10 protein-coding genes and 1 pseudogene are annotated in these 11,898 nt (G+C 68.0%); 8 read left to right on the top strand and 3 right to left on the bottom strand.

Annotation, left to right across the window (positions count from 1 at the left end; all coding sequences use genetic code 11):
- The first annotated feature begins 82 nt into the window (after positions 1-82).
- The 3 genes from Q7A36_RS24320 (at position 83) to Q7A36_RS24330 (ending at position 4,624) form a co-directional block, all read left to right on the top strand.
- Entirely contained in the window at positions 83-1,246 is a 1,164-nt protein-coding gene (locus Q7A36_RS24320) for an acyl-CoA dehydrogenase family protein (RefSeq protein WP_305106354.1), read from the top strand.
- A gap of 291 nt (positions 1,247-1,537) precedes the next feature.
- On the top strand, positions 1,538-3,136 hold the full coding sequence (locus Q7A36_RS24325) for an ABC transporter substrate-binding protein (protein ID WP_305106355.1): 1,599 nt from the start codon (positions 1,538-1,540) through the stop codon (positions 3,134-3,136).
- Positions 3,137-3,220: 84 nt separating this feature from the next.
- On the top strand, positions 3,221-4,624 hold the full coding sequence (locus Q7A36_RS24330; protein WP_305106356.1) for an LLM class flavin-dependent oxidoreductase: 1,404 nt from the start codon (positions 3,221-3,223) through the stop codon (positions 4,622-4,624).
- A 92-nt stretch (positions 4,625-4,716) separates the two neighbouring features.
- On the opposite strand, the gene Q7A36_RS24335 is transcribed toward Q7A36_RS24330, so the two are convergent.
- Positions 4,717-5,835: an LLM class flavin-dependent oxidoreductase gene (locus Q7A36_RS24335; RefSeq protein WP_305106357.1), complete on the bottom strand. Its 1,119-nt coding sequence runs from the start codon at positions 5,833-5,835 to the stop codon at positions 4,717-4,719.
- 187 nt (positions 5,836-6,022) lie between these two features.
- On the opposite strand from Q7A36_RS24335, the gene Q7A36_RS24340 reads away from it, so the two are divergent.
- The 3 genes from Q7A36_RS24340 to Q7A36_RS24350 are packed head-to-tail and all read left to right on the top strand — an operon-like array spanning position 6,023 to position 10,067.
- Positions 6,023-7,096, top strand: a complete 1,074-nt coding sequence (locus Q7A36_RS24340) for a histone deacetylase family protein (RefSeq protein ID WP_305106358.1) — start codon at positions 6,023-6,025, stop codon at positions 7,094-7,096.
- Positions 7,093-8,487 carry an aminotransferase gene (locus tag Q7A36_RS24345; protein ID WP_305106359.1) on the top strand — a complete coding sequence of 465 codons (1,395 nt, stop codon included), beginning with the start codon at positions 7,093-7,095 and terminating at the stop codon, positions 8,485-8,487. Before Q7A36_RS24340 ends, Q7A36_RS24345 begins: the two co-directional genes overlap by 4 nt.
- Positions 8,487-10,067 carry an ABC transporter substrate-binding protein gene (locus Q7A36_RS24350; RefSeq protein ID WP_305106360.1) on the top strand — a complete coding sequence of 527 codons (1,581 nt, stop codon included), beginning with the start codon at positions 8,487-8,489 and terminating at the stop codon, positions 10,065-10,067. The genes Q7A36_RS24345 and Q7A36_RS24350 overlap by 1 nt, the downstream gene beginning before the upstream one ends.
- A 48-nt stretch (positions 10,068-10,115) precedes the next feature.
- Here Q7A36_RS24350 and Q7A36_RS41630 read toward each other — a convergent pair whose 3' ends face one another.
- Positions 10,116-10,433: a hypothetical protein gene (locus tag Q7A36_RS41630; RefSeq protein WP_370655703.1), complete on the bottom strand. Its 318-nt coding sequence runs from the start codon at positions 10,431-10,433 to the stop codon at positions 10,116-10,118.
- 8 nt (positions 10,434-10,441) lie between these two features.
- Between Q7A36_RS41630 and Q7A36_RS41635 the strand changes: the two are divergent.
- Positions 10,442-10,672, top strand: a pseudogene (locus tag Q7A36_RS41635) (helix-turn-helix domain-containing protein); the annotation flags it as partial.
- Here Q7A36_RS41635 and Q7A36_RS41640 read toward each other — a convergent pair.
- Positions 10,667-11,197, bottom strand: a complete 531-nt coding sequence (locus Q7A36_RS41640) for a transposase family protein (protein WP_370655704.1) — start codon at positions 11,195-11,197, stop codon at positions 10,667-10,669. The pseudogene Q7A36_RS41635 and the gene Q7A36_RS41640 overlap by 6 nt on opposite strands.
- A gap of 303 nt (positions 11,198-11,500) precedes the next feature.
- Between Q7A36_RS41640 and Q7A36_RS24365 the strand changes: the two genes are divergently transcribed.
- Positions 11,501-11,898: transposase (locus Q7A36_RS24365; protein ID WP_456306821.1), on the top strand; the 398-nt coding region annotated here is incomplete at its 3' end.

The following is an 11,898-nucleotide window of genomic DNA, read 5'->3' on the forward strand; positions in this document are numbered from 1 at the left end:
GCCGATCCGCGTCGAAGCCCTTGCGGCGCGGAATCGGCGTCACATCCCACTGCCCGTCACAGCGCCCAAGGAAGACCATGCCATGCCCGACATCCATCCTCATCCCCAGGCTGACCCGCTCGCGAGGCTGCACGCACTGGCGGTGACGGAGTTCCGCGCCCGGGCCGCGGCACATGAGCAGGACGGCACGCTACCGGTCGAGAACCTGCAGGCGGTACACCGGCTCGGCCTGCTGCATGGTACGGTCAGCCGCGCGAACGGCGGGCTGGACGGCAGCCTGGCGGGCCGCGATCCGGGCCTCTACCTTCAGGTGTTGCGCACCATCTGCCATGGCGACGCCTCCACGGGGCATTGCTACCAGGTGCACAACCACGCACTCTGGATCCTGGAGGCCCTGGCGACCCCGGCGCAGGTGGAGCGTTTCCTCCACCCGCTGGTGCGGCGCTTCAGCCTGGCGGCGACCGTCGGCAGCGAACCTGGCCGCACCAACATCTACGAGTTCAAGACCAAGGCACGGCGGGTCGAGGGTGGCTGGCGCGTCGGCGGGGTGAAGAACTTTGCCACCAACGGGCCGGCGGCCGACCTCATCATCACCTTCGTGGCGATCGATGGCATCGACGACTATTTCGACAATCACCTGATGCTGCTGCTCGAACCCTCGATGCCGGGCGTCACCGTCACCGACGACTGGTACCGGCCACATGGCATGCGCGCCGCCCGCAGCTCGGTCATCCAGCTCGATGATGTCTTTGTCCCCGACCTGCATGTCCTCGGCGAGCCGGGCGCCTATCCGCGCGGGCGCTGGCAGGGCCGCTTCCACCTGGGCTTCGCCGCCAACTACCTGGGAACGACCGAGGGGCTCTACGACTGGTTCCTGGAGCATGCCCGCAGCCGCGGCCGCGCGGCGAACCCGCTGATCCAGCTCAGGACAGGGGAGATGCGCATCGCCCTGGACTCGGCGCGCGCGCTGTTCGGCCAGGCCATCGCCGCCTGGCGCACGGAGGAGGTGGTGGAGGCGGAGCTGCAATCCATGAGCGCGAAATATGCTGCCGCCCGCGCCGCCTTCGAGCTGGCGCAGACGGTGCTGCGCAATGCCGGTGCCACGGCGCAGTTCGACGAGCATCCGCTCGGCCGTCTGGTGCGGGACCTAGAGACGCATGTGGTCCATTCCGGGCATGACCGCACCGCGCAGATCATCGGCCAGGCAGCGCTGGGGCAGCAATTCGACTCCACTCAGCAACGCTGAGGCGAAGCCGCGCCGCGTGGCATGCGTCCGACCGATTCCGATGCGTCGACACGATAGGTCCATGGGTTGGTCGACACGTGCTTACGCCATCCTACGCATAATGCTCCAGGGCGACAGCGTCAGCTCGGATGCGAGGCATGCGGCGGTCGAGCGCGTCCGCCTGTCTTGCTTTGGCTGCGCCACCCGCAATCCATCGACGGTGAGGTCAGGATTGCCGTCGGCCGGGCCACCGGCCCTGCCCGAGTGCGGCGTCCGCCTTTCCGCCTATCCTGAACGACAAGGTCACAAACCATGCTCCATGCCCTTCCTGCCCTGCACGCACGCCGCGCTGGGCTGGCCTGCCTCGGTCTCTTCGCACTCCTCCCCACAGCGGTGCTGGCGCAGACGCTCACCATCGGCCTTGCCAACTCGGTGAATTCCTTCGATCCGCATTTCTCCAACACCACCTCGAATTTCGCCCTCACCGGTCATGTCTTCGACACGCTGATCGGCCGCGACGCCCAAGCGCGGCTTGTCCCGGCACTGGCCGAGAGCTGGGTCGTCGTGGCGCCGACGGTCTGGGAGTTCCACCTGCGCGATGGCGTTACCTGGCATGACGGCCAGCCCTTCACCGCCGACGACGTCGCCTTCACCGTCGCACGCGTACCGAATGTCCAAGGCAGCCCAGGCGGTTTCGCCGGCGCGGTGCGCGCCATCACCCGCGTGGAGGTGGTGAATGCGCGGACTGTCCGCTTCCATTCGGCGCAGCCGAACCCCCTGCTGCCCAACGACCTTGCCTCGGTGCAAATCATCTCGCGCCATGCTGGTACCGATGCGAATCCCCCCGATTACAACCGCGGCAGCGCGGCCATCGGCACCGGCCCCAATCGCTTTGCCGGCTACCGTCCCGGCGAGGGCGCCAGCTTCACCCGCAACGACGCCTGGTGGGGCCCGGCGCAGCCCTGGGCGCGGGTGAATTTCCGCTTCATCGCCAATGACGGCGCGCGCACCGCCGCCCTCCTTGCCGGCGATGTCGACCTGATCGACCAGGTGCCCGGCGCCGACCTACCGCGGCTGCGCCGCGAGATCCGGGTGACCATCGCCGAGAGGACGGGCGTGCGACTGATCTACCTCCAGCCCGACTTCTCGCGCGAGGGCGGCGACGTGCCGAGCGTCACCGACAACAACGGCCAGCGCCTGGCGCGCAATCCGTTCCAGGACCTGCGGATCCGTCGTGCGCTATCCATCGCCATCGACCGCCGTGCATTGGCCGAGCGCATCATGCACGGCGCCGCGATCCCCACCGGCCAGTGGCTGCCGGAGGGCAGCTACTCCTACAACCCGGAGGTCGGCCTCCCGCCTTACGATCCCGCCGAGGCACGCCGGCTGCTCGCGGAGGCCGGTTATCCGCAAGGCTTCCGCGTCACCCTCACCACGCCGAATGACCGCTATCCCGGCGATCTCGCCACATCCCAGGCCGTGGCGCAGTTCTGGACGCGGGTCGGCGTGCGCACCGAGATCGAATCCCTGCCCTGGTCCACCTATGTGACGCGCGGGCCTCGGCAGGAATTCGGCTTCAGGCTCGGTGGCTGGGGCAGTTCGACCGGCGAGGCCTCGTACCTTCTGCGCAACGTCGTCGGCACCTACAACCGCGAGAAGGGCTGGGGCGGGCCGAACTTCAGCCGCTACAGCAATCCGCGGCTCGATGCGCAGACGGAGCAGGCTGTCACCACCCTCGACGATGCCGAGCGCGAGGCGCTGCTGCGCCAGGCGGTGAAGCTGGAGACCGACGATATCGGCATGGTGCCGCTCTTCCTGCTGCGCAATGCCTGGGCGCTGCGCCGTGGGCTCCGCTACGAGGCGCGCTCGGACGAACAGACGCTGGCAATCGCGGCGAGCCCCGCGCCGTGACGCCACGGCTCGCCGGTACGCGCCGGGGATGAGGTCGCCCGACGGCCCGGGATCCAGCCCCTCCAACCTCCAAAAGGAACCCCAATGCCGAAGCAGATTCGTGTCAACGCCTTCGTGCTCCAGAGCCCGGTCCACCAGACGCCCGGCCTCTGGCGCCATCCTGAAGACCGCTCGGTCGAATATAATCAACTGGAGTTCTGGACCAACCTTGCCCGCATCTTGGAGCGGGGGTTGTTCGACGGTGTCTTCATCGCCGATAGCCTCGGCACCAACGATGTCTATGGTGGCTCGATCGAGGCTGCGCTGCGCCGTGGCATTCATGTCCCGAAGAACGACCCGCTGCTCTCAATCTCCGCCATGGCCGCGGTAACGAAGCATCTCGGCTTCGGCATCACCAGCAATGCCATCCACGAACCACCTTATGCCTTTGCGCGGCGCATGACGACGCTTGACCACCTCACGCAGGGGCGCATCGGCTGGAACATCGTCACCGGTCATTCGGAGAGCGGCGCGCGGGCGACCGGCGCCGGGCTGATCCCGCATGACGAGCGCTACGACATTGCCGATGAGTATCTCGATCTCGTCTATGCGCTTTGGGAGGGGAGCTGGGAGGATGATGCGGTGCTGCGCGACAAGGCACGCGGCATCTTCGTCGACCCGGCCAAGGTACATCGGGTGCAGCGGCGCGGCAACCGCTTCGTCACCGATGCCGTCCATCTCGCCGAGCCCTCGCCGCAGCGCACCCCCGTGCTCTACCAGGCCGGCGCCTCGAGCCGTGGCCGGGCCTTCGCGGCGCGCCATGCCGAATGCATCTTCGTCAGCGGGCCGACGGCACAGGCGCTGGCGCCGCTGGTGGCGGACACCCGCAGGCGCGCCGCCGCGAACGGACGGGATCCGGCAGAGCTGTTGTTCTTCTCCATGGCAACGACCATCGTCGGACGGACGGAGGAGGAGGCGCAGGCGAAGCTCACCGACTACCGCCGCTACATCGACATCGAGGGTGCGCTGGTGCTGTTCTCCGGCTGGACCGGGATCGATTTCTCGCGCGTCGCGCTCGACGAGCCGGTGCGGCACCAGCCGCAATCGGCCGGCATTCACTCGGCGCTGGATGTCTTCACCAGGACGGATCCCGATCGAGTCTGGACGCTGCGGCAGATCGCGGAGCATGTCGCGATCGGCGGACGTGGGCCGGTCTTCGTCGGCTCGCCCGGCCAGGTGGCGGATGCGATCGAGCGCTGGGTCGAGGAGTCCGGCGTGGACGGGCTGAACCTCAGCTACGCTTTGCTCCCCGGCGACTACGAGGATTTCGGCACTTTGGTCGTGCCGGAGCTGCAGCGGCGCGGCTGCTTCAAGCCGGGCTATGCGCCCGGTACCTTGCGCGAGAAGCTCTACGGATCGGGCCGCGCCCGACTGCCACGGACGCATCCCGCGGCCGAGGTCCGTCGGCTGTTGATGCCGGGCTTGCGGGAGCTTCAACCCGCCCCTTAGGCAGCACCTGGCCTGGGTCTTCGGATGCTGCGAAGCGGCATGGAAGCGGCGACGCAATGCCCGGTAAGCTGGGCGTCGGCCGACGCCCGCTCCTACACGGCGGCCACCTTCGATGCATCGCGCTCGGCGACCAAGTGCCGAACGCGCGGAACGAGCTCCCGCCCGTACTGGATGGCGTCGACCAGGGGATCGAAACCGCGTATCAGGAAGGTCGAGATGCCAAGGTCGTAGTAGTCGAGCAGAGCCTCGGCTACCTGGTCCGGCGTGCCGACCAAGCCCGTGGAGTTGCCCTGTGCACCGGTCAGCATGGCAATCCCGGTCCAAAGCCGCTTGTCGAGGCGGGCACCTTGCGCTGCCGCTGCCAGCAACCGCCGAGAGCCTTCATTTGCCGGCCCCGCCGCTCCCTGATCCTGCCGGGCATTATGCGGCGAACGGCCGCTTCCGCCGGATTGGCGCAGCGCCTTGGCGCGCTCGAGGATGTCATCGGCCTTTGCCCACGCCTTCGCCTCGGTATCGGCGAGGACGGGACGCAGCGACAGGCTGAATTTCGGCTGCCGTCCGAAAGGGGCGGCGGCAGCGCGGACCCGGGCGACCAGCTCCCGCACCTGGTGATAGGTCTCGCCCCACAGCGCATAGACATCGGCATGCTTGCCGGCGACCGGGATCGCCGCCGCCGAGGCGCCGCCGAAATAGACCGGCAGGCTCGATCCGTTGTACGGCTTCACGTCGCCAAAGCCGCGATCCACCCTGTAGTAGCGGCCGGCATAGTCGAAGGGCGTCGTCGAACGCCATTCCTGGCGCAGGATGTCGAGATACTCATCCGTGCGGGCGTAGCGCTCGTCCTTGGTGAGATGGTCGCCGTCCTGCGCCAGCTCGGCGTCGTTGCCGCCGGTGATGATGTGGACCGCGGCGCGGCCACGCGAGATTTGGTCCAGCGTCGCCAGTTGCCGGGCCGCCAGGGTCGGGGCGGTGAAGCCCGGGCGATGCGCGATCATCAGCCCCAGGCGTTCGGTCACATGGGCGATGTGCTGCCCGATGAGGATGCTCTCGGCGGAGTTGGAGTGAAATGCGACCAGGACCCGGTCGAACCCGACATGCTCCTGCGTCTTGGCCGAGGCCTCGATCTGCGGCACGTCCACGGCGGGCCCGGTGCGCCGCATCGTCTCCGACGAATTGAAGTGGCCGACATAGCCGATGAACTCGACGCCCATGGCGTGCTCCGCGTGAAAAATCACGATGAACAATGCCAATTCATGCCGGGCGGGGCAATATGCACGACAGAAAAAGGGAGTTATTGACATACCACGACGGAGTGTCGAGCGTAATGCCCGACGGCCTCCGAGCCAGCGCGGCGCTTGCACGCCGTCATGGCATCCCACTGCAGGAGATTCGATCCCGATGACGATGCCGGTCATCCTCCCCACAGGTCACGCGAGGCACGACCCGGACGCCGTCATCGGCAGCACAGCCGGCGGCCGGCCCTATTTCGAGAAGCCCTCGCGCGTCGCTGCCTTTCTCACCGCCGTCGAGGCGGCCGGGCTAGTGCCACGGCCCGTCGGCCCCGGCCAGGCCGGCGCCATCGAGACGGTGCATCCCGAGGACTACCGGCGCTTCCTGGAAACTGCCTTCGACCGCTGGCGCGCGGCGCCGGCACGGGCAAAGGACGTCGCGGTGCGAGCCCATGCCTTCGCCGTGCGGCATGCGGACCGGCCGAGCCAGGACATCGCCGGCCAGGCCGGATGGTACCTGGCGGGGCACGGGGCGCCCGTGCTGGAGCATACCTGGCTCTGCGCCGTCGACTCCGCCCAGGCGGCCATCCAGGCGGCGGCGCTGGTGGCGGAGGGCGCACCCCGGGCCTATGCGCTCTGCCGGCCGCCCGGGCACCACGCCTATGCCGACCTCGCCGGCGGCTTCTGCTTCCTCAACAACGCCGCTATTGCGGTGGAGACGCTGCGCGGGCGCGGCTTCGGTCGCGTCGCCGTGCTGGACATCGACGTCCACCACGGCAACGGCACGCAGCACATCTTCTACGAGCGCGATGACGTGCTCTTCGTCTCGCTGCACAGCGACCCGAACACGCTCTATCCCTTCTATGCCGGCTATGCCGACGAGACCGGCCAGGGACGTGGCCAGGGCTGGACGCTGAATTTGCCGCTGCCGCCCGGCAGCGGCAACGCCGCTTGGCTGGCCGGGCTTGAGACCGGCATCGCGCGTATCGCAGCATCGGGTGCCGAGGCGCTCGTCGTCTCCCTTGGTTTCGATGCGCAGGCCGGCGATCCCACCGCCAATCAGGCGGTCGACGCCGAAGCCTTCAAGGTCGCTGGCCGCTGGATCGCCGATCTCGAGCGCCCGGTACTCCTGGTGCAGGAGGGCGGCTATCTCGTCGAGAAGCTGGCCGCCAACCTCTCCGCTTTCCTTGCCGGCTTCCTGCCGGCCGATGCCACTCCATCGTCAAAGGATGCTGCCCGATGAACGTCCAGGCCAATTCCTGGGCGGCGCGCGACATCGCAACGCTGCTCCACCCCTATACGGACCTGTACAAGCAGCAGTCGGACGGGCCGATCGTGATGACACGTGGCCAGGGCGTGCGCGTGCAGGACAGCGACGGCACCTGGTATCTGGAGGGCATGGCCGGCCTGTGGTCAGCCTCGCTCGGCTTCGACCAGCCACGGCTGGCCGATGCCGCCTACCGGCAGCTGCAGGCGCTGCCCTTCTACCACATCTTCAACAACCGCTCGCATGGGCCGGCGATCGAGCTTGCCGAGAAGCTGCTCGCCATCGCGCCGCCCGGCTTGGCCCGCGTGCTCTTCAGCAATTCGGGGTCCGAAGCCAATGACGCGGCGATCAAGCTCGCCTGGTACTACCATCATGCCATTGGCAAGCCGGCGAAGCGCAAGATCATCGGCAGGATGCGCGGCTACCATGGCGTGACTATCGCCGCTGCCAGCGCCACCGGCCAGCCGGCGAACCATGCCGGCTTCGGCCTGCCGCTCGACGGCTTCCTGCATGTCGGCAGCCACAGCTACTGGCATGACGGAGAGGCGGGGGAGAGCGAGGCGGATTTCGTCGCCCGCCGCGCCGCCGAGCTGGAAGCCCTGATCCTGCGCGAGGGCGCCGGGACCATCGCCGCCTTCATCGCCGAACCGGTCACCGGGGGCGGCGGCGTCTTCGTCCCCGCGCGCGGTTATTTCGCGGCGATTCAGGAGGTGCTGCGCCGGCACGAGATCCTTTTCATCGTCGACGAGGTCATTTGCGGCTTCGGCCGGACCGGGACGATGTTCGCATCGGAGCAATTCGGGCTGCAGCCGGACATGCTGACCGTGGCGAAGGCGCTATCGGCCTCCTTCCTGCCGATCTCGGGCGTGATGCTCTCCGGCCGCATCCACGATGCCATGCTGGCCCATGGCCGGGAGCACGGCGTCTTCGCCCATGGCGTGACCTATGCCGCCCATCCGGTCTGTGCCGCCGTCGCGCTCGAGACGCTGAAGATCTACGAGGAGACCGACATCCTCGGGCATATGGCCCAGGTATCGCCGCTGCTCCAGGACGGGCTGCGGGCGCTGCGTGACCATCCCCTGGTGGGCGATGTCCGTGGCATCGGCCTGATCGCGGCCGTGGAAACCGTGGCGGAGAAGGCCAGCAAGACCGCCTTCGACCCGAAGCTCGGCGTCGGCGCCCGGTTGCAGAATGCCGTGCTGAACCGCCAGGTGATCCTGCGCGGCCTGCGGGGCGATGCCCTGGCAGTCTGCCCGCCGCTGATCATCCAGCCTCCGGAGATCGCGGAGCTGATCGCCGCCGTGCGCGGCGCGCTCGATGAGGTCGCCGCTGAGCTGCAGGCCGACGGGCATTGGAGGCCGAATTGATGCTGTCCCGACGCCTGCTGCTCGCCGCCGGCGCCGCCCTGTCGGCGCCGCGGCTGGCGCGGGCCGGCGATGCCGCGACGCTGCGCTTTGTGCCGCAATCCGATCTCGGCATCCTCGACCCGATCTGGACTGCGGCCTATGTCACCCGCAATCACGGGCTGATGGTCTTCGATACGCTCTACGGTCTGGATGACGGCTTCCAGCCGCAGCCGCAGATGGTCGAGGGCCATGTCGTTGCCGATGCCGGCCTGCGCTGGACCCTCACGCTGCGGCCCGGCCTCGTCTTCCATGACGGTGAGCCGGTCCTTGCCCGGGATGCGGTGGCCAGCATCCGGCGCTGGGGGGGCCGTGACGCATTCGGCCTGTCGCTGATGGCCGCGACCGAGGCGCTGACGGCGCTCGACGACCGCCGAATCGAGTTCCGCCTGAAGCACCCTTTCCCCTTGCTGCCCTATGCGCTCGGCAAGGCCGGGTCGCCGATCTGCGCCATCATGCCGGAGCGGCTGGCCCGCACCGACCCGTTCCGCCAGGTCACCGAGATGGTCGGCAGCGGTCCCTTCCGCTTCCTGGCCGATGAGAGGGTGGCCGGCGCCCGGGTCGCCTATGCCCGGTTCGAGCGGTACCAGTCGCGTGAGACCGGTGTGCCGAGTTTCATCGCCGGCCCGAAGCGCGCCTTTGTCGACCGCATCGAGTGGCAGGTTCTGCCCGATGCCGCCACCGCGGCCGGGGCGCTCCGCGCACGTGAAGTGGATTGGTGGGAGGCGCCGACCTTCGACCTTCTGCCGCTCCTGGCGCGGGACCGTGGCATTCGCGTCACGGTACCTGATCCGACCGGCTATATCGGCATCATGCGGATGAACCACCTCCAGCCGCCGTTCAACAACCCGGCGATCCGGCGCGCGATCCTGCTGGCCGTGTCGCAGGCGGACTTCATGGCGGCGGTGACTGGTGCGGTCACGGATGCTGCCCGCACGGGTGTCGGCTTCTTCTGCCCTGAAACCCCGATGGCCAGCGCCGATGGGCTCGACGCTATCACAGCCCCCCGCAGCCTGCCGCAGGCGCAGGCGGCCCTGAAGGCCGCCGGCTACCAGGGCGAGCGGGTCGTCGTCATGGTCCCCACCGATTTCCCGACGCTGAAGGCCCTGGGCGATGTCGGCGCCGATCTGCTGAAGCGCATCGGCTTCAACGTGGATTACCAGGCGATGGACTGGGGCTCGCTGCTCCAGCGCAACGCGAAGCAGGACCCGGTCGATCAGGGAGGATGGAGTGTATTCCACACCTACTGGTCCGGACTCGACATGCTCAATCCGGCCGTAAACTCATCCCTCAGGGCCAATGGTACGGCGGCCGGCAGGGGCTGGCCGACCAGCCCGGCCCTTGAAAACCTGCGCGATGCATGGATCAGGGAGGCGGATGAGGCGGCGCAACGGCGCATCGCGGCCGAGATACAGCGCCAAGCCTTCACCGACTTGCCCTATATCCCGCTTGGCCAGATGCTGGCGCGGACCGCCTATCGCAGCTCGGTCAGTGATGTCCTGAATGGCTTTTCGCTGTTCTGGAATCTGCGGAAGGCAGTCTGACGCAAGATGCGGCCTCCGTCGGCAATGGGGTCCGATTTGCTGCGAGCCTCAGCAGAACGAGACGTGGCGTCCTCCTGTGGAGCCTGCTGAAGCGCGGCGAGTTGGAGGCCGGCGGTCGGCTCCGGCCAGGCCATTTCGGCCTTCGCGGTGCAGGACTTGGCGCGTGCCGGCGACACTATCGTCTCGTCCACCGCCCCCCTTGGCGGCACCTGAAACCTCCTCGCCAATACGTCGAAGGATCAGGGCATCGAGATGCACTTTGTCGATCCCGCCCACCCCGAGGCTTTCCTTCGCGCTTCCGACCGCCGCACCTGCGCTGATCGTATCGATTTCGAAATAAGCGGCAAAGTAGTAGGGCTGATGCACAGGCGCAGATGCCCTACCGAGTGCCGACGATTTTGGACCTGAGCGAGGCGGAGCGGACTGAACTCGAGAGTTGGGCGCGGCGCAAGACGGCGCAGGCCCTTGCTCTGCGCGCCTGCATCGTGCTGCAGGCGGCCGCTGGGCTGAGCAACAGCGCGATTGCAACGGAACTCGGCATCGCCAAGCACACGGTCGGCAAATGGCGCGAGCGCTTCGCCCGACTGCGCACGGATGGGCTACTGGATGAACCCCGTCCCGTACCGGTGGCCACGGCGCCAGGCCCATTCGCCGACGGCCAGCACCCGCACCGGCGGCCTCGGCTGCGGTACGGCACCGGTTCGCCGCGCGGTCCGCAGCAGGGTATCGGCGCTGACCTGCATGGCCAGACGCGCCGCCAGCCGCGAGCCGACCTCGCCGCCGACGGCGAGGCCCAGATGCCGCTGGAGGTCGTCCAGCCGCCCTGTCCGGCGGGCGGCCGGCGGTGCGGCATCGGCCAGTCGCTCGGCGAAGGTCAGGCGCGGACAGTCCGGCTCCAGGCAGCGGAAACGCCGAGCCTGAACGTGCAGCCGGACTGGCTGCCCCAGCCAGGGCGGGTCATTGAGTATGCGGTCGTACCGGCTGTGGACGCGCCAGGACGGCTTGCCGCAGGCCGGGCAGGCTGCCCAGGGCTCACGCGGGGCGACGACGATAGTGAGGTGTTCGGGGGAGGGCAGGATCCGTTGGACCAGCGGCCCAGCTGGAATGAGCGGAAGAGGACGCTTCGACAACAGCCAGACTTCAGGGGAGAAGAACGTACCCCTGTGATGTACTCAGTCCGCCCCGGAACGACGACCCGCGGCACGGGAAGTGCGGGAGAGACAAATTTCGTTCAGCATTGACACACCGTGACCTTAGGTACTTCTCGATCAGGACAGTAGGCCGGGGCACGCGGCCCGCCCCGAGGACGCGCGCCCCAGGCGACATGCGTTCGGCGATGGGTCGGAGGGGCTTGGCCTGCAACGGGTTTGGCGCTATTCGACTTGGGTGTGGGAGACGAGAAAATCTGACGAGGGCTGACTACATGATGTTCTATGTCCAGCCTCGAATCTCGCCGTCTCTACCATCTCGAATCCACGATCCGGGCGGCCTCGGGTGAGCGGCTCATCACCATCGAACGGCTCGTCGCCGAGGTCGCGTCCATGCGGGTTGCCGAGGTGGCCCTGGCCCGCCGCACGGAAGTGGTCTGCGTCAAGCGGTGTTGCCCGCATTGCGGGGCTGAGGGTGCTCACCTGCACGGCAAAGACAAAAACGACCGACAGCGGTTCCGTTGTCGCATCTCCGAGTGTCGCCGCACCTTCAACATCTTCACCGGCACGCCGATGGCCCGCGCTCGGATGCCCGAGAAGTGGGGCCAATACCTGTCCTACATGACGGACCACCGTTCGGTCAGAAAGATTGTAGAGGCCGGGATCGGCGTGAACCACACGAC

Origin of the sequence: Paracraurococcus lichenis (assembly GCF_030657435.1) — a bacterium.
In the GTDB taxonomy this organism is placed as follows: domain Bacteria; phylum Pseudomonadota; class Alphaproteobacteria; order Acetobacterales; family Acetobacteraceae; genus Paracraurococcus; species Paracraurococcus lichenis.

What these genes read in the sequence shown, in the direction of transcription:
- Q7A36_RS24350 (WP_305106360.1), top strand. Translation starts at nt 8,487, where the DNA reads ATGCTGTCCCGACGCCTGCTGCTCGCCGCCGGCGCCGCCCTGTCGGCG.
- Q7A36_RS24335 (WP_305106357.1), bottom strand. Translation starts at nt 5,835, where the DNA reads ATGGGCGTCGAGTTCATCGGCTATGTCGGCCACTTCAATTCGTCGGAG.
- Q7A36_RS24320 (WP_305106354.1), top strand. Translation starts at nt 83, where the DNA reads ATGCCCGACATCCATCCTCATCCCCAGGCTGACCCGCTCGCGAGGCTG.
- Q7A36_RS24340 (WP_305106358.1), top strand. Translation starts at nt 6,023, where the DNA reads ATGACGATGCCGGTCATCCTCCCCACAGGTCACGCGAGGCACGACCCG.
- Q7A36_RS24330 (WP_305106356.1), top strand. Translation starts at nt 3,221, where the DNA reads ATGCCGAAGCAGATTCGTGTCAACGCCTTCGTGCTCCAGAGCCCGGTC.
- Q7A36_RS24345 (WP_305106359.1), top strand. Translation starts at nt 7,093, where the DNA reads ATGAACGTCCAGGCCAATTCCTGGGCGGCGCGCGACATCGCAACGCTG.
- Q7A36_RS24325 (WP_305106355.1), top strand. Translation starts at nt 1,538, where the DNA reads ATGCTCCATGCCCTTCCTGCCCTGCACGCACGCCGCGCTGGGCTGGCC.